General features: G+C 63.6%; 17 protein-coding genes. 13 read left to right on the plus strand and 4 right to left on the minus strand.

Annotated features, from left to right (window positions below):
- Window positions 1-3: 3 nt before the first annotated feature.
- The 4 genes from pqqD (at window position 4) to JQ617_RS13260 (ending at window position 3,301) form a co-directional block, all read left to right on the plus strand.
- Complete coding sequence (gene pqqD, locus JQ617_RS13245) at window positions 4-315, plus strand: pyrroloquinoline quinone biosynthesis peptide chaperone PqqD (protein ID WP_063689663.1); 312 nt, start codon at window positions 4-6, stop codon at window positions 313-315.
- Complete coding sequence (pqqE, locus tag JQ617_RS13250) at window positions 312-1,502, plus strand: pyrroloquinoline quinone biosynthesis protein PqqE (RefSeq protein ID WP_063689666.1); 1,191 nt, start codon at window positions 312-314, stop codon at window positions 1,500-1,502. Before pqqD ends, pqqE begins: the two co-directional genes overlap by 4 nt.
- Entirely contained in the window at window positions 1,492-2,478 is a 987-nt protein-coding gene (gene pip / locus JQ617_RS13255; RefSeq protein ID WP_212026672.1) for a prolyl aminopeptidase, read from the plus strand. The genes pqqE and pip overlap by 11 nt, the downstream gene beginning before the upstream one ends.
- 145 nt (window positions 2,479-2,623) lie before the next feature.
- On the plus strand, window positions 2,624-3,301 hold the full coding sequence (locus tag JQ617_RS13260; RefSeq protein ID WP_212026673.1) for a DUF4286 family protein: 678 nt from the start codon (window positions 2,624-2,626) through the stop codon (window positions 3,299-3,301).
- A 27-nt stretch (window positions 3,302-3,328) separates the two neighbouring features.
- Here JQ617_RS13260 and JQ617_RS13265 read toward each other — a convergent pair whose 3' ends face one another.
- Window positions 3,329-3,727: a hypothetical protein gene (locus JQ617_RS13265; RefSeq protein WP_212026674.1), complete on the minus strand. Its 399-nt coding sequence runs from the start codon at window positions 3,725-3,727 to the stop codon at window positions 3,329-3,331.
- A gap of 364 nt (window positions 3,728-4,091) precedes the next feature.
- Here JQ617_RS13265 and JQ617_RS13270 point away from each other — a divergent pair, with 364 nt between their 5' ends.
- From JQ617_RS13270 to JQ617_RS13280, 3 genes are all read left to right on the plus strand, one after another.
- A complete protein-coding gene (locus JQ617_RS13270) occupies window positions 4,092-5,891 on the plus strand; it encodes an FAD-dependent oxidoreductase (protein WP_212026675.1) in 1,800 nt (599 codons plus the stop codon).
- On the plus strand, window positions 5,861-7,708 hold the full coding sequence (locus tag JQ617_RS13275) for a 2-oxoacid:acceptor oxidoreductase subunit alpha (protein WP_212026676.1): 1,848 nt from the start codon (window positions 5,861-5,863) through the stop codon (window positions 7,706-7,708). The genes JQ617_RS13270 and JQ617_RS13275 overlap by 31 nt, the downstream gene beginning before the upstream one ends.
- Before the next feature lie 186 nt (window positions 7,709-7,894).
- Window positions 7,895-8,950 (plus strand): 2-oxoacid:ferredoxin oxidoreductase subunit beta, encoded by a 1,056-nt coding sequence (locus JQ617_RS13280; RefSeq protein ID WP_063690756.1) that lies wholly within the window; start codon window positions 7,895-7,897, stop codon window positions 8,948-8,950.
- A 148-nt stretch (window positions 8,951-9,098) separates the two neighbouring features.
- On the opposite strand, the gene JQ617_RS13285 is transcribed toward JQ617_RS13280, so the two are convergent.
- The 3 genes from JQ617_RS13285 to JQ617_RS13295 all read right to left on the minus strand — a co-directional run bounded on the left by JQ617_RS13285 (window position 9,099) and on the right by JQ617_RS13295 (window position 11,958).
- Complete coding sequence (locus JQ617_RS13285) at window positions 9,099-9,542, minus strand: DUF4399 domain-containing protein (RefSeq protein WP_212026677.1); 444 nt, start codon at window positions 9,540-9,542, stop codon at window positions 9,099-9,101.
- 17 nt (window positions 9,543-9,559) lie between these two features.
- A complete protein-coding gene (locus JQ617_RS13290) occupies window positions 9,560-11,077 on the minus strand; it encodes an SUMF1/EgtB/PvdO family nonheme iron enzyme (protein ID WP_212026678.1) in 1,518 nt (505 codons plus the stop codon).
- A gap of 308 nt (window positions 11,078-11,385) precedes the next feature.
- The gene (locus JQ617_RS13295; RefSeq protein ID WP_212026679.1) at window positions 11,386-11,958 is read right to left on the minus strand and encodes an STM3941 family protein; all 573 of its coding nucleotides are present in this window, start codon (window positions 11,956-11,958) and stop codon (window positions 11,386-11,388) included.
- Between the two features lie 206 nt (window positions 11,959-12,164).
- Between JQ617_RS13295 and JQ617_RS13300 the strand changes: the two genes are divergently transcribed.
- The 6 genes from JQ617_RS13300 to JQ617_RS13325 all read left to right on the plus strand — a co-directional run bounded on the left by JQ617_RS13300 (window position 12,165) and on the right by JQ617_RS13325 (window position 15,002).
- Entirely contained in the window at window positions 12,165-12,785 is a 621-nt protein-coding gene (locus JQ617_RS13300; RefSeq protein WP_212026680.1) for a hypothetical protein, read from the plus strand.
- A 41-nt stretch (window positions 12,786-12,826) separates the two neighbouring features.
- Window positions 12,827-13,276, plus strand: coding sequence for a DsrE family protein (locus JQ617_RS13305; RefSeq protein WP_212026681.1), 450 nt, complete (start codon window positions 12,827-12,829; stop codon window positions 13,274-13,276).
- Window positions 13,277-13,562: 286 nt separating this feature from the next.
- On the plus strand, window positions 13,563-13,886 hold the full coding sequence (locus JQ617_RS13310) for an ArsR/SmtB family transcription factor (protein ID WP_212026682.1): 324 nt from the start codon (window positions 13,563-13,565) through the stop codon (window positions 13,884-13,886).
- Complete coding sequence (locus JQ617_RS13315; RefSeq protein ID WP_212026683.1) at window positions 13,883-14,314, plus strand: SRPBCC family protein; 432 nt, start codon at window positions 13,883-13,885, stop codon at window positions 14,312-14,314. The genes JQ617_RS13310 and JQ617_RS13315 overlap by 4 nt, the downstream gene beginning before the upstream one ends.
- Before the next feature lie 41 nt (window positions 14,315-14,355).
- Window positions 14,356-14,565 carry a hypothetical protein gene (locus JQ617_RS13320; protein ID WP_212026684.1) on the plus strand — a complete coding sequence of 70 codons (210 nt, stop codon included), beginning with the start codon at window positions 14,356-14,358 and terminating at the stop codon, window positions 14,563-14,565.
- A complete protein-coding gene (locus JQ617_RS13325; protein ID WP_212026685.1) occupies window positions 14,562-15,002 on the plus strand; it encodes a DUF1801 domain-containing protein in 441 nt (146 codons plus the stop codon). Before JQ617_RS13320 ends, JQ617_RS13325 begins: the two co-directional genes overlap by 4 nt.
- Window positions 15,003-15,093 lie beyond the last annotated feature (91 nt).

Below are 15,093 nucleotides of genomic sequence, written 5' to 3' on the forward strand. Positions count from 1 at the left end.
GCAATGGCCGGGCCGCGTAACATCAGCGTCAGCGAGGCGAGCCGCCCCGTGCTGCCGCGGCATGCCAAGCTGAAATACGACGAGACCCGGCAGGTGTGGGTGATCCTGGCGCCGGAGCGGGTGCTGGCGCCCGACGAGATCGCGGTCGAGGTCCTGCAGCTCTGCAACGGCGAGCGCAATGTCGGCGACGTCGCGGATCTGCTCGCAGCGAAATACGCGGCGCCCCGCGATGCGATCCTCACCGACGTGATCGCCATGCTGCAGGATCTCGCCGACAAGGGTTTTCTCACTGAGATCAGGGAGAAGACGTCATGAGCGAGGTGCTTGGACATCCTCCCGTCGCGAGCGACAGCCTCGCGGTGCTGGAGAAGCAGCGTTCGACGGCGGAAACCTTCGGCATTCCGCTCGCCGTGCTGCTCGAGATCACGCATCGCTGCCCGCTGCAATGCCCCTATTGCTCCAATCCGGTCGAGCTCGACCGCTCGGGCAAGGAGCTGACCACCGAGGAATGGAAGAAGGTCTTGAGCGAGCTCGCCGAGATCGGCGTGCTCCAGGTGCATTTCTCCGGCGGCGAGCCGACGGCGCGCAAGGACCTCGTCGAGCTGGTCAAGCATGCCAGCGACGCCGGCCTCTACACCAACCTCATCACCTCCGCCGTGCTGCTGACGCGCGAGAAGCTCGGTGAGCTCGCCGATGCCGGGCTCTGCCACGTGCAGATCAGCTTCCAGGGCGTCGAGGAAGGCCTTGCCGATCGCGTCGCCGGCTACAAGAACGGGCATCGCAAGAAGCTCGAAGTCGCGAAATGGACGCGCGAGCTGGACCTGCCGCTCACCGTGAATGCGGTGATGCACCGGCAGAATTTGCACCAGCTCCCCGACATCATCCAGATGTCGCTCGATCTCGATGCCGACCGGCTCGAGGTCGCCAATGTGCAATATTACGGCTGGGCGCTGAAGAACCGCGCCGCCCTGATGCCGACCGTGGCGCAGCTCGAGGAATGCACCCGCCTCGTCGAGGACGCCCGCGAAGCGCACAAGGGCCGGCTGACGATCGACTATGTCGTGCCTGATTATTACGCGCTGCGGCCGAAAAAATGCATGGGTGGCTGGGGCCGGCAGTTCTTCAACATCTCGCCCGCCGGCAAGGTGCTGCCCTGCCACGCCGCCGAGAGCATCACCGGGCTCGAGTTCGAGTCGGTACGCTCCAACCACTCGATCGCCTGGATCTGGCAGAACTCCGAAGCCTTCAACCGCTATCGCGGCACCGGCTGGATGAAGGAGCCGTGCAAGACCTGCGAATTCCGCGAGATCGATTTCGGCGGCTGCCGCTGCCAGGCCTTTGCGTTGACGGGCGATGCCGCCAACACCGATCCGGCCTGCGCGCTGTCGCCGCTGCACGAGACCATCTTCAAGCAGGCCGAGCGTGAGGCCGAGGGCGAGACCAGCCGCTTCCTCTACCGCAACTTCGCCGGCGGCACCCTGGAATCCGAGAATGGCGCCTGACTCCGGCACGGCCACCCCTAGCAGACGCGCCGATCCCTTTGCTCCGCTGACCTCCGACATGCTCGATGTCGGCGACGGTCACGAGATCTATGTCGAAAGCGTCGGCCGGCCCGACGGCATTCCCGTGATCTACCTGCATGGCGGGCCCGGCAGCGGATGCCAGCCCGACCACCGCCGCCTGTTCGATTCCGACCGCTTCCACGCCGTGCTGTTCGATCAGCGCGGCTGCGGCCGCAGCCGGCCCAAGGGATCGCGCGAGCACAACACCACGGCGCATCTGATCGCGGATATCGAGAAGATCCGCGAGAAATTCGGCTTCGAACGCTGCATGGTGGTCGGCGGTTCCTGGGGTGCGACGCTGGCTCTGGCTTATGCGCAGGCGCATCCCGAGCGGGTCAGTGGCATCGTCGTGCGCGCGACCTTCCTGGGCACGCGTGCGGAGGTCGAGAGCGCCTTCACCATCCGCCTGTCGCGCTTCTATCCCGCGCTCTACGAGGATTTCCTCAGCGTGCTGCCGCCGGAGGAGCGCGACCGGCCGGTGGACGCCTATTGGCGCCGCATCCTCGATGCCGACCCGGCGGTGCACGGGCCGGCGGCGAAAGCCTGGCACGACACCGAGCGCACCCTGTCCGAGCACAAGCCGGCGCGGACGCGGCTCGACCTCGCCTCGCTGAACGTCTGGCGCACATTGCCGTCGACGCCGTTCATGGAGGCGCATTACTTCATCAACGACAGCTTCATGACCGAAAACCAGCTGCTGCGGAATGCGGGACGGCTCCAGGGCATTCCCGGCATCATCGTCCAGGGACGCTACGATCTGTTGTGCCCTCCCGAGACATCGCACGCGCTGTCGAAAGTCTGGCCCGGTTCCGAGATTCGCGTCGTGGAAGAAGCCGGGCATTCGCTCTATGATGCCGGCGTGAGGGACGCGGTCATGAAGTCGATCGCGGACGTCGCGTCGAAAATCTCGCGCTGAATTTATCCCCTCATCCTGAGGAGCGCTCGAAGAGCGCGTCTCGAAGGATGAAAAGCCGGGATGCGGCAGCGCGGGCCTTCATGGATTCGAGACGGCGCTGACGCGCCTCCTCACCATGAGGAGATGGACTGGGAAGGACAAGAAAATGCCACTCGCCGGGAAAGGCATGCTGCTGACGTCGATGAACATCGACGCTTCGGATGAGGCCGAATTCAACCGCTGGTACGATCGCGAACATCTGGAAGAGCGCGTCGCGATCGAGGGTTTCCTGGAAGCGCGGCGCTATGTCGCGCACGCCGCCAATCCAAAATATCTCTCGCTGTATTCGACCGAGACGCTCGACGTTCTCGACAGTCCCGCCTATCGGGCGCGCCTGGCCAACCAGACCGAATGGTCGCGGCGGACCATGGCGCATTTCAAGGACATGCTGCGCGTGGTCGCGCGCATCACCATCAGTAGCGGCACCGGGCGCGGAGCCGCGCTCGGCGTGGTGCGGCTGCGGCCGACGCCCGACAATGCAGGGCCATGGCGCGATGCACTGCAGGAAAAGCTGAAGCCGGCGACGCGCGAGGGCATCATCTCCATGCATCTGCTGGAGAGCGAGCCCGAATTGTCGGGCGCGACGGCGGACATTCCGGCGGTGCGCAACGAAGGCGCACGCGACTGGTTCGTGCTGATCGACGGCACGCATGTCGGTGCGGTCTCGGCCGTCATCGCCGAGCGCTTCACCGGTCCTGCCGCGGCGCCCTTCCCGCTGCCCGTCTCCGTCGGCACCTACGGTCTGATGTGGGACCTCGCGAAGAGCGACATCGCGAACAACTAACCTTGCGGAATCGTGCCTAAGGTCTAGCTAGTTCAAGCGTTTGGGATCGGCTCGCTCGATTTCATTCACGTGCTTTCGAGCTAGCTGCGTAATCTTCTGGCTGGCCCATTTTGAATCTCTGACGTCCGAAAGGAGGTCTTTCAAGGTCGCTTTTTCTGCTGCCGCAAGGAACGGGACCCAAACCATCGCAAGATCAGTCCAATGGCCTGATTTAGCTTTTAGTGCGGACCCGATGAGTTTGGCGAACGGAAAAGGCGTCACTGCACTTGCGCTGCGAGCTATCTGGTCGAACGCGGCCTTTACCTCGGAGAAGGGTCGCTCCAGCAATAGCCAAGCTCGATAGAAATCGTTGATTTCCTCGAGACGAAACTCTCTACCGTCGGCCCTTATTACCCAAGCGCCCGCTTCGGTAAGGGCGATCCTCATCCCACTATCAATCTCAAACTCAGTTGACACAGATCGATCTCATCACGGACCCTCGCGAGAAGGGATAGTTGAGCCCTCGGATTGCATCATCCGGCACCTGGGCTTCGCAGAGATACAGTAACACCGCACTCATTCGCAGGCGCAATATATTGCACCGCACGCAGCTCGCGCGCGGCCGTTAATGCTGTGCGCGCGCAGCTCCCATGAAAGGCGGTGATCGCGAAAATTTGCCGTTGTACTTCGGAACGGTTCTAATAAGCTAACCCAATGACGTCATTCAGAAACCAGATCGCCGCGCGTTAAGCGTCGACAAGCTCAAAGAAAAGGCCGCCGGGTCTTTGAGCCTGCGCGGACGAGGGTAGGAATGAAACCGACCGATATCGCGGCCCCCGACTACTTTCACAAAGTAGTCGATTGCCAATGGGCCTGTCCTGCGCACACCCCGGTTCCCGAATACATCCGACTGATCGCACAAGGCCGCTACAGCGACGCCTACATGATCAACTGGAAATCGAACGTGTTTCCCGGAATTCTGGGACGCACCTGCGATCGCCCATGCGAGCCGGCATGCCGGCGCGGACGCGTCGAGGAAACGCCGGTGGCGATCTGCCGCCTCAAGCGCGTTGCCGCCGACTTCAAGGACGACATCAAGCAGCGCCTGCCAAAACCCGCGCCGAAGAACGGCAAGCGCGTCGCATTCGTCGGTGGTGGCCCCGCCTCGCTGACGGTGGCGCGCGATCTCGCGCCGCTCGGCTATCACTGCACCGTATTTGATGCCGATCCGGAAGCCGGCGGCATGATGCGCACGCAGATCCCGAAATTCCGCCTGCCCAATTCCGTCATCGACGAGGAGACCGGCTACATCCTCGGTCTCGGCGTCGATTTCAAGGGCGGCCACCGCATCGAGAGCATGAAGGCGCTGCTCGCGGAGAAGTATGACGCGATCTTCGTCGGCTCCGGCGCGCCGCGCGGCCGCGAGCTCGATATCCCCGGTCGCAAGGAAGCCGCCGCCAACATCCATATCGGCATCGAATGGCTGGCCAATGTCTCGTTCGGCCACACCGACAAGATCGGCAAGCGCGTGATCGTGCTCGGCGGCGGCAACACCGCGATGGATTGCTGCCGCACCGCGCGCCGGCTCGGCGGCGAGAAAGTCACGGTGATCGTGCGTTCCGGCTTCGAGGAGATGAAGGCCTCGCCCTGGGAGAAGGAAGACGCGATCCACGAGGATATCCCGATCCTCAACTACATGGTGCCGGTGGCATTCAAGCACGTCGCCGGCAAGCTCATCGGCGTCACTTTCCAGCACGTCAAAGCGGAATTCGACGCAAAAGGCCGCCGAAATCTGGTGCCTTCGGGCGATCCCGATCAGACGATTCCCTGCGACGACGTGCTGGTCGCGGTCGGCCAGGAGAACGCCTTCCCCTGGATCGAGCAGGATTGCGGCATCGAGTTCGACAAATGGCATATGCCCAAGGTCGATCCCGCGACCTTCGCCTCGACCAACCCCAAGGTGTTCTTCGGCGGCGACGCCGCCTTCGGGCCGAAGAACATCATCTGGGCGGTCGCGCACGGCCATGACGCCGCGCTGTCGATCCACAAGATGCTTTCGGGCGAAGACATCAGCGAACGGCCATTGCCGGACGTCCACGTCTCCTCGCAGAAGATGGGCATCCACGAATGGAGCTATGACAACGACATCTCGAACGACAAGCGCTTCAAGGTGCCGCATCGCGACAAGGTGATCGCGCTGAAGGACATCCGCGCCGAGGTCGAGCTGGGCTACGACGTCAAGCTGGCGCTGGGCGAGGCCGAGCGCTGCCTGAACTGCGACGTCCAGACCGTGTTCTCGACCTCGCTCTGCATCGAGTGCGACGCCTGCGCCGACATCTGTCCGATGGATTGCATCACCTTCACCGGCAATGGTGAGGAAGACGATCTGCGCCAGCGTCTGAAGGCGCCCTCTCCGCATCCGGACCAGGACCTCTACGTGTCCTCCGACCTCAAGACCGGGCGCGTGATGGTCAAGGACGAGGATGTCTGCCTGCATTGCGGGCTGTGCGCCGAACGTTGTCCCACCGGAGCCTGGGACATGCAGAAATATTTCATCGAGATGACTCACGCAGGTTCGACATGTCCGACAAAAAGCCGCTCAGCAGCGTAAACGACTTCGTCGTCCGCTTCGCCAACGTCAACGGCTCGGGTTCGGCCAGCGCCAACGAGATGTTCGCGCGTGCGATCCTGCGCCACGGCGTCCCGGTGTCCCCGCGCAACATCTTCCCCTCCAACATCCAGGGCCTGCCGACCTGGTACGAGGTGCGGGTGACGGAAGACGGCCATCTCGGCGCCCGCGGCGGCGTCGACATGATGGTGGCGATGAATCCGCAGACCTGGGACAAGGACGTCGCCGGTATCGAGCCCGGCGGCTATCTGTTCTACGATTCCACCAAGCCGATGCCGTCGACCAAGTTCCGCGACGACATCACCGTCATCGGCGTGCCGCTGACCGCGATCACCAACTCGACCTACACCGATCCGCGCCAGCGCCAGCTGTTCAAGAACATCATCTATCTCGGCGCGCTCTCGGCGCTGCTCGACATGGACCCGAAGCTGATCGAGCAGCTGATCGGCGAGCAGTACAAGGGCAAGGAGAAACTGCTCTCCTCCAACGTCCATGCGCTGCATCTCGGCCGCGACTGGGCACTGCAGAACCTGAAATGCCCGATCGGGCTCAGGGTGAAGAAGTCCGACAAGGTCGGCGACCGCATCTTCATCGAGGGCAACAGCGCGGCAGCGCTCGGCGCCGTCTATGGCGGCGCAACGGTGTGCGCGTGGTATCCGATCACGCCGTCCTCGTCGGTGGCGGAAGCCTTCACCGCCCACTGCAAGAAGTTCCGGCACGATCCTGAGACCGGCAAGGCGAAATACGCGATCGTGCAGGGCGAGGACGAGCTGGCTTCGATCGGCATCGTCATCGGCGCGTCCTGGAACGGCGCCCGCGCCTTCACCGCGACCTCCGGCCCCGGCATCTCGCTGATGACGGAGTTCATTGGCCTCTCCTACTTCGCGGAGATTCCGGCCGTCATCATGAACATCCAGCGCGCCGGCCCCTCGACGGGCATGCCGACGCGCACCCAGCAATGCGACATCATCGCCTGCGCCTATGCCTCGCACGGCGACACCAAGCATGTGCTGCTGTTCCCGGAAGATCCGGCCGAGGCGTTCGAGTTCGCGGCGGCCGCCTTCGATCTCGCCGAGCGGCTGCAGACCACGATCTTCCTGATGCTCGACCTCGACATCGGCATGAACCACCGGCTCTGCCGCCCGCTGAAGTGGGACGACGCCCGGCAATACGACCGCGGCAAGGTGATGACCACGGAGATGCTGGAAGAAGGCCGCGATTTCGGCCGCTATCTCGACGTCGACGGCGACGGCATCCCCTACCGCACCTATCCGGGCACGCATCCGACCAAGGGCTCCTACTTCACCCGCGGCACGTCGCGTGACCGCTATGCGCGCTATTCCGAGGAAGGCTCGGTCTATGCCGACAACATGCAGCGGCTGGTGCGCAAGTTCGAGACCGCGCAGGACCTGGTGCCGCGGCCGCTGCAGGCCAATGCGGAACGGCCGACCAAGTACGGCGTGATCTATTTCGGCTCGACCTCGCCGGCGATGGACGAGGCGATCGGCCTGTTGGAGGCGCGCGGGCATCAGCTCGACCGCCTGCGCATCCGCGCCTTCCCGTTCCACTCCAGCGTCGCGAGCTTCCTCGCCGAGCACGACTTCGTCTACGTGGTCGAGCAGAATCGCGACGCCCAGCTCCGCCAGCTCATCGTCAACGAGAACGGCATCGATCCCGTTCGCCTCGTGCCGATCGTGCATTATGACGGCACCCCGATCACCGCCCGCTTCATCGCTAAAGCCATTGGCGACCACCAGGATCACCTCAAGGTGACCCCGCTCCGCAAGGCCGTGTCATGATGGCAAACTGCATCCACATCGTCATTGCGAGCGCAGCGAAGCAATCCAGAGTGTTGCCGCGGAGGCAGTCTGGATTGCTTCGTCGCAAGGGCTCCTCGCAATGACGATGTGGATGCCGCGGAGGACTATTCCATCGTTCTCTTCGCGAGAGGACACCGCGAGGAGAGGGAGCAGAGAGAAACGGTCATGACCTACATCGCAAAGCCAAAGTTTCATCATCCCGGGCTGAAGAAGAACGACCTCGGCTACACGCATCGCGATTACGAAGGAAAAATTTCGACGCTGTGCGCCGGCTGCGGTCACGACTCGATCACGGCCTCGATCATCGAGGCCTGCTACGAGCTCTCGATCGAGCCGCACCGGGTGGCGAAGATTTCCGGCATCGGCTGCTCGTCCAAGACGCCGGACTACTTCCTCGGCAATTCGCACGGCTTCAACTCCGTGCACGGCCGCATGCCCAGCGTGCTGACCGGCGCCAACCTCGCCAACCGCGACCTGATCTATCTCGGCGTTTCCGGCGACGGCGATTCCGCCTCGATCGGCTTCGGCCAGTTCGCGCATTCGATCCGGCGCGGCGTCAACATGACCTATATCGTCGAGAACAACGGCGTCTACGGCCTGACCAAGGGCCAGTTCTCGGCGACCGCCGACCGCGGCTCGAAGAGCAAGAAGGGCGTCACCAACACCGACAACGCCATCGACCTCGTCGCGATCGCGCTGCAGCTTGGCGCCACCTTCGTGGCGCGGTCGTTCTCCGGCGACAAGACCCAGCTGGTGCCGCTGATCGCGGCCGCGATCCGCCACAAGGGCGCGTCCTTCATCGACGTCATCAGCCCCTGCATCGCCTTCAACAATCACGCCGGCTCGACCAAGAGCTTCGACTATGTCCGCGAGCACAACGATGCCGTGAACCGGCTCGATGTGCTGGTCGGCCGCGACCCCATTGCGGTGGACTACGCGCCGGGCACGGTGCAAATGGTCGAGCAGCATGACGGCAGCAAGATCGCGCTGCGCAAGATCGACGCCGACTACGATCCGCATGACCGGCTGGGGGCACAAACCTTCCTGGCAAAGCACGCCGCCAAGGGCCAGATCGTCACCGGCCTCCTGTATGTCGATCCCGACGCGGAAGATTTGCACGAGCACCTCAACACGGTCGAGACCCCGCTCAATACGCTGGAAGCGGACACGCTGTGCCCGGGCTCGACGGTGCTGGACAAGATCAACGCCAGCCTGCGGTGAGCGACCACTCTCGTCATTGCGAGCGCAGCGAAGCAATCCAGAATCTTTCCGTTGACGGATTCTGGATTGCTTCGTCGCAAGAGCTCCTCGCAATGACGCCGGAGATGGTTCGTATATACCGAAGCCAATATCGATTCGTTCAGATCGGCTAGCGCGCTGAAGCGGGCTGCCTGACACGGATGGTGATCTTCTCGGACACGATGGGCGGCTCGAACGGATAGTGCTTGGCGTCGCCAAGCACCAGCTGGAGGGTGTGCGTGCCCGGCGCAAGCTCGAGCATGGTTTCGGTCTGCCCTGCACCGAAATGCAGGTGCGACTTGTCCTGCGGGATAGGCTCCTTGGAATCGATGGGATCGTTGACGTCGACCAGAAGATGATGATGCCCGGCGTTCTGGTAGTCATCGCCGGCATGCGTTACGCCCATGTTGCGCAAACCGAACCGGACCCAGAATGGACCGCGAAGCTTCTGCCCGTCGCGCGGGCTGATGAAATAGACCTTGGCGTCCTTGGGCGCGGTCTTGCCCTGCGCGTAGGCTGCGCCCGGAGGCAATGCGATCGCCGCCGCCAATGCGGCCAGAAAAATGATCTTCATCAAATCCACTCCAGAGCTTAAGGACTGAGCGCGACGCGGAATCCATGCGTGGGGTAACGGACATTGGTGTCGTAACCATCGCGGTTGGACGGCCGCACATATCGCGAATCGTTCTTCCAGGAGCCCGAGCGGAGGACGTGCGAGGAGCAGTCACCGCCGCTCCATGCCGAGCCGTCGCCGGGCGCGTCCTGATAGCTCTTGTGCCAGCAATCCTCGACCCACTGGTCGATCGCGCCGCCCATGTCGTACAGTCCGAACGGGTTTGGCTTGAAGCTGCCAACCTTCGCCGGCTGTTCGCTGGCGGGGTTGCCGCAATCCTTGCAGCCGGCCATGCCCGGCTGGAGCTTGTCACCCCACCAATACTTGCTCTGCGTTCCGCCGCGCGCCGCATACTCCCATTCGGCTTCGCTCGGAAGCCTGTACGGCTTCTTCGTCGCCTGGGAGAGATAGGCCACATATTGCTGCGCATCGGTCCAGCTCACATTGCTGATCGGCGCATCGTCCTTGCCGGTCGCCGTGAAGGAGCACGCCTTCGCGGCGGCGCACTCGTTCCACTCCTGCACGGTCACCGGATATTTGCCGATCGAGAACGGCTTGATCGCGACCTGGTGGACCGGGCGTTCCGTCGGATCATCATTGCTTCCCATGGCGAAACTACCGCCACGAACGGCGATCATCTCCGGTTCGCGAGGCGGCGCCGCCGATGGGCTGGGCGTCGGCGATGGCGGGGCGGAAGCCAGTGAGGGCGATGGTGACGGCGTCTGCGCCGCCGCTTCGCGCGGCGGAGGCTGCGGGCTCGGCGTTGGAGCCGGAGCGACGATCGGCGCGGCGGCGTGTTGGCCCAATCTCCCCGGTGCCAGCAAGTACCACAGCGCGCCACTGGCGATGACCAGCAGCGTGATAGCCAGAAGAAAGATCAGGATCGTCTCGCGCCGGCCTCGCGTCCCGATGACGGCATCCGCATCCGGCAGCACGCGATAGACGCGTACGGGATCCGTGATGTTCTTGACCTTGCGATCGCCGAGCGACTCGTAGCCGCATACGACCTTGTGCTTGATCTGCTCGTAGATTGCCCCTGAGATGAAGACCTGGCCGGGCTCGGCAATGCCTTCGATGCGGGTGGCGATATTGACGCCGTCGCCATAGACATCGTCCGGCTCGACGATGACGTCGCCGAGATTGACGCCAATCCGGTATTCGATCCGGGAATGCTTCGGGAGCCCGGCATTGCGGCCGACGAGATTCTGCTGAATGACGATGCTGCATCGAACAGCCTCGACGGGACTGTCGAAGATGGCGATGAAACCGTCGCCCGTCGTTTTCACCAGGCTCCCATGATGCTCGAGGATACTGGGCTCGATGAGATCCCGCTCGATCCGCTTGACGCGGGCATGCGTCCCCTCCTCGTCGGCTTGCATCAAGCGACTGTAGGATACGATGTCGCCGACAATGATCGCCGCGAGACGACGAGGCATGGAGCCGTGTGGCGGCGGCCCATCCTGATTTCCGGATCTGAAGTTGCGAATTTCGCCCATTGCGGGGGGACTCCACACACTACAAAGAGGCGGCCCCACTCTACGACTGCCAAACGCAATCGCCTGTGAAGGCTATCACATCGACGAACTGGAACAATGTCGAATGGCTGGCAGCATCGGGTTCCCAAAAAGCGAGGGGACACACCGATTGAACCTTCCCGGGTTGAGGTTCGACTAAGGCCGCACATGGAACCACGCCACAGCGCTCTGCCGTGCGCGTATGCGCGTCGAACGCGTCACGCGTGCGGCGACTGCCGGGACGCAGTGTCTCGTGAAAGCCGCGTGGTCCGCCGCGGTTGCGGCCTGGACTAGTGGACGGGCTCGGGCTGCGCCGCGGGACGGGGCGTCGATGCGAGACGGCCGGCCTTCCAGTATTGCTTGCAGGTCTCGAGCAGCGTTTCGCCGTCGATGGTCAGGCCGCCGGGATTGACGAGCACACCCTCGGCACCGACCGCGTTATTCATCATCGATATGATGCGCTTGAGAAGACCTACCTCGAAGCGGTCGGCGACGAGCGGATCGAGCTTGAGCACCACGATGATCTGGCTGCGATAGCGCCAATCCGATATGTCGCGCACGGATTTCCAGGAAATCGTGTCATCGGCGATGCGGGTGTCGCGAAGGCCGACGCGGGTGATGAAGAGAACCGGCTGCCTGCTCGAGACCAGCCGCCAGAGCACCCTGAGCGTGGCAAAGCCGCACACCGCGAGACCGACATAGCTGGCCGTGATCTGGAACGCGGTGAGAGTCTTGATGTTCAGCCAGTTGAATGCGATCGCGGCGAACAGCAGCGTGAGGAAGAGGCCGGCGGCCAGCATCTTCAGCAGCCGCGGCACGGAATAGCCGAATGCAAGGTTGGGCAAGTTCTGACTTACGGACATTTTGACCGCCACCAGTCATCTGCAACAACCAGGGGTTTACCAACGCCCCTCCTTCTAAATTATTAAGGCGGGAACCTTGCGTGGGACTGCCCGCAAGGGGCGCAGGCCGGCGCGCTTGAACGCGCCCCTCGCCGCCTGCGACTAAAGCCAAGTCCGCCCCGCCTGCCCGTTGCGGGTTAACGATGGTTCACACGCCCGGTGAGATCATGAAGCTTGCCCTTCTCCTGCCGTTCGCTGTTGCCGCCTTCGCCGGTTTCGCCCACGCCGACGAGGACCAGGTCCGGGAGACCACGAAGGCCGAGGCCGACGCCTTCACGGCCCGGGTCTATGCGGGGGCCCCCGGCGACAAAGCCTATGCCTGCTTCGTCCGCCGCTACGACGCCGAGCACCTGGCGCGCCATCCCAAGCAGAAGGTGGCCTCCATGAAGCTGCTGATCTCGGCGGAGACCGACAAGGAAGACAAGCAGCTGCACAATTCCTTCCGCCTCGGCTTCCGCTATCGCCACCGCTCCGGCGATTTCGACTCCAGCGGCTCGTGCGGCAGTCACGCGGTGCTGCTCAGTGACGGCGACGAAGTTCGCATGGGCTGCGGCGTCGATTGCGAGGGAGGCGGCATCGAGGTGGGACTGTCCAAGGACAACAAGTCGGCGATCATCCGCCTGGTGCAGATCCGGGTCTGGCAAAACAACAAGCCGGACGACGAGGCCGAGCATGCGCTGGTCGCCGGCGCCGACGACAAGATTTTCCGGCTCGACCGCACCGACACCAGCGAATGCGCGTCGCTCGTGACCGACCGCAAGGAACTCGCAGCGCTCCGCCACAAGTGATATGTCTCCCGCGAATTCAGGCCTCATCGAAGGAAATCGCCATGAATCGCCGGAACATCCTGTGGAGCGCCGTTTCGGCGCTTGGAGCTGCGTTTGGCGCCTCCAGCGCGAAAGCTGCGACCGAGGCCCCGCCATCGAACAAGCTGAAAGTCGTCTATCACCTCAGCGACGCCGAGAAGGTCAATTTCGTCCTCGGCAACATCCAGAACCACATCGACGGCGTCGGCGGACCCGACCACGTCACGATCGCGCTCGTGATCCACGGGCCGGCGCTGAAGGCGTTTCACTGGGCGCAGGCCAACCCCGACATCAGCAAGCGCATCGGTGACTTCTCCAAGGACGGTGTCGAGCTCGCCGCCTGCGGCAACACGATGAAGGCGCAGAACGTCACGCTGACGGACCTGTTGCCCGGCTTCGTCAGCGCGGAGAAAGGCGGCGTGGTCAGGTTGGCCGAGCTGCAGTCGCAGGGGTATCTGTATCTGCGGCCGTGAGGGCGTTGCAGTTGCCACGACAAAGGTGCGCTCCCTCCCCCGCTCGCGGGGGAGGGTTGGGGAGAGGGTTTCTCCTCAACGGGACAATCCCCCAGAGGAAAGAACCCTCACCCGGCGCGCGGGACGATGCTTCGCATCGCCCGGGACGCGCCGACCTCTCCCGCAAGCGGGAGAGGTAAGAGGAGCCCGTGGCGCCTCCTTCTCAACTCATTCCCACATCCCACTTGACTTATCCATAACCCTACGGTTATGAATTAATCCATAACCTACGAGTTATGGATCTCACATGTCCGCCGCCCACGACCTCCTGTTCAGGACCCTCGCCGACCCGACCCGGCGGGCGATCTTCGAGCGGCTGTGCCGTGAGGGCGAGCAGACGGTCGGGGCACTGACGGCGCGATCCGGCGTTTCCCAGCCGGCGGTCTCGAAACATCTGGGTGCGCTGAAGCAGGCGGGCCTGGTGCGCGATCGTCACGAGGGACGGCAGACCCACTACAGCGCGCAACCCGGCGCGCTCAATCCGCTGGTCGACTGGACCAGCCAGATGGCCGGCTTCTGGCAGAACCAGCTCGACGCGCTCGACGATCTCCTGAAGAGGATGGACCAATGACCGAACCTGCGACCGAAACCCGCTCCGTCGTCGTCGAGCGCGAATTTGCGTTTCCGGCCGAGCGGCTGTGGCGCGCGCTGACGCAGCCACATCTGATCGAGGAATGGCTGATGAAGAACGACTTCAAGCCCGAGGTCGGTCATCGCTTCAACCTGCGCGGCGAATGGGGCGGCGTGCTCGACTGCGAGGTGCTGACCCTCGAGCCGCAGAAGAGCCTCGCCTACACCTGGAATTTCTCGCACGAGGACGCCGCCTTCGACCTGAAAAGCATCGTGACCTTCACGCTGACGCCGACCGGCGCGGGCACGCACCTACGCGTCGAGCAGGCGGGCTTCAGCCCCACCCAGAAGCAGGCCTTTGGCGGCGCGCATGCCGGCTGGAAGCAGTTCTTCACCAGGCTCGACGAGCTGCTGGCGCGGCCGGATTGAGCGCAAGCCGTTTTCGATCATCGCAGAGGAGTCGCTAAAACATGTGGATTCGACAAACCCATCGCTGGCTGTCCATCGCCTTCACCCTCGCCGTCATCGCGAACATCGTCGCGATGACCATGCAGCTCGATGCCGCCTGGATCGGCTTCCTGGCGCTCGTGCCGCTGATCCCGCTGCTCGCGACGGGGCTCTATCTGTTCGCGCTGCCCTATCTCGGCCGCAGCGGCGCGCGCAGGGAGGCGCGGTCATGAAGAAGGCGGTGGTGGCGAAGACCAGCAGTGCGAAGGCGAATGATGCAGCTTCGCCCGCAAAGCTGATCGACGGCAGGATCAGGGAGCTCGGCGACTGGCGCGGCGAGATGCTGGCGCGGGTCCGCGGCCTCATCAAGGAGGCCGAGCCCGAGGTCGTCGAGGAATGGAAGTGGCGCGGCGTTCCCGTGTGGGAGCGCGACGGCATCATCTGCACCGGCGAGACCTACAAGGAGGTGGTGAAGCTGACCTTCGCCAAGGGCGCGGCGCTGGCGGATCCCGCGGGCCTGTTCAATTCCAGCCTCGACGGCAATGTGCGGCGCGCGATCGATATTCGCCAGGGCGAGAAGATCAACGAAAAGGCGTTGAAGGCCCTGATCCGCGCGGCGGTGGAGCTGAATGCGGCGAAGAAGAAACCTGCGAAGAAGCGGTCGGCGTAGAAGCGCGCGAGCGAAGCTATTTCGCTGCCCCCGCAATGACAGAGCATCTCCGTCATCGTGAGGTGTGAAGCGAGCGGTGCGAAGCACCGCT

Source organism: Bradyrhizobium sp. KB893862 SZCCT0404 (assembly GCF_018130885.1).
In the GTDB taxonomy this organism is placed as follows: Bacteria; Pseudomonadota; Alphaproteobacteria; order Rhizobiales; family Xanthobacteraceae; genus Bradyrhizobium; species Bradyrhizobium stylosanthis.

Excerpts from the sequence above, each read along its gene's own strand:
- pqqE (WP_063689666.1), top strand. The coding sequence starts at position 312 with ATGAGCGAGGTGCTTGGACATCCTCCCGTCGCGAGCGACAGCCTCGCG.
- JQ617_RS13300 (WP_212026680.1), top strand. The coding sequence starts at position 12,165 with ATGAAGCTTGCCCTTCTCCTGCCGTTCGCTGTTGCCGCCTTCGCCGGT.
- JQ617_RS13320 (WP_212026684.1), top strand. The coding sequence starts at position 14,356 with ATGTGGATTCGACAAACCCATCGCTGGCTGTCCATCGCCTTCACCCTC.
- pqqD (WP_063689663.1), top strand. The coding sequence starts at position 4 with ATGGCCGGGCCGCGTAACATCAGCGTCAGCGAGGCGAGCCGCCCCGTG.
- JQ617_RS13280 (WP_063690756.1), top strand. The coding sequence starts at position 7,895 with ATGACCTACATCGCAAAGCCAAAGTTTCATCATCCCGGGCTGAAGAAG.
- JQ617_RS13305 (WP_212026681.1), top strand. The coding sequence starts at position 12,827 with ATGAATCGCCGGAACATCCTGTGGAGCGCCGTTTCGGCGCTTGGAGCT.
- JQ617_RS13325 (WP_212026685.1), top strand. The coding sequence starts at position 14,562 with ATGAAGAAGGCGGTGGTGGCGAAGACCAGCAGTGCGAAGGCGAATGAT.
- JQ617_RS13285 (WP_212026677.1), bottom strand. The coding sequence starts at position 9,542 with ATGAAGATCATTTTTCTGGCCGCATTGGCGGCGGCGATCGCATTGCCT.
- JQ617_RS13310 (WP_212026682.1), top strand. The coding sequence starts at position 13,563 with ATGTCCGCCGCCCACGACCTCCTGTTCAGGACCCTCGCCGACCCGACC.
- JQ617_RS13260 (WP_212026673.1), top strand. The coding sequence starts at position 2,624 with ATGCCACTCGCCGGGAAAGGCATGCTGCTGACGTCGATGAACATCGAC.
- pip (WP_212026672.1), top strand. The coding sequence starts at position 1,492 with ATGGCGCCTGACTCCGGCACGGCCACCCCTAGCAGACGCGCCGATCCC.
- JQ617_RS13315 (WP_212026683.1), top strand. The coding sequence starts at position 13,883 with ATGACCGAACCTGCGACCGAAACCCGCTCCGTCGTCGTCGAGCGCGAA.
- JQ617_RS13290 (WP_212026678.1), bottom strand. The coding sequence starts at position 11,077 with ATGGGCGAAATTCGCAACTTCAGATCCGGAAATCAGGATGGGCCGCCG.
- JQ617_RS13270 (WP_212026675.1), top strand. The coding sequence starts at position 4,092 with ATGAAACCGACCGATATCGCGGCCCCCGACTACTTTCACAAAGTAGTC.
- JQ617_RS13295 (WP_212026679.1), bottom strand. The coding sequence starts at position 11,958 with ATGTCCGTAAGTCAGAACTTGCCCAACCTTGCATTCGGCTATTCCGTG.
- JQ617_RS13275 (WP_212026676.1), top strand. The coding sequence starts at position 5,861 with ATGTCCGACAAAAAGCCGCTCAGCAGCGTAAACGACTTCGTCGTCCGC.
- JQ617_RS13265 (WP_212026674.1), bottom strand. The coding sequence starts at position 3,727 with ATGAGGATCGCCCTTACCGAAGCGGGCGCTTGGGTAATAAGGGCCGAC.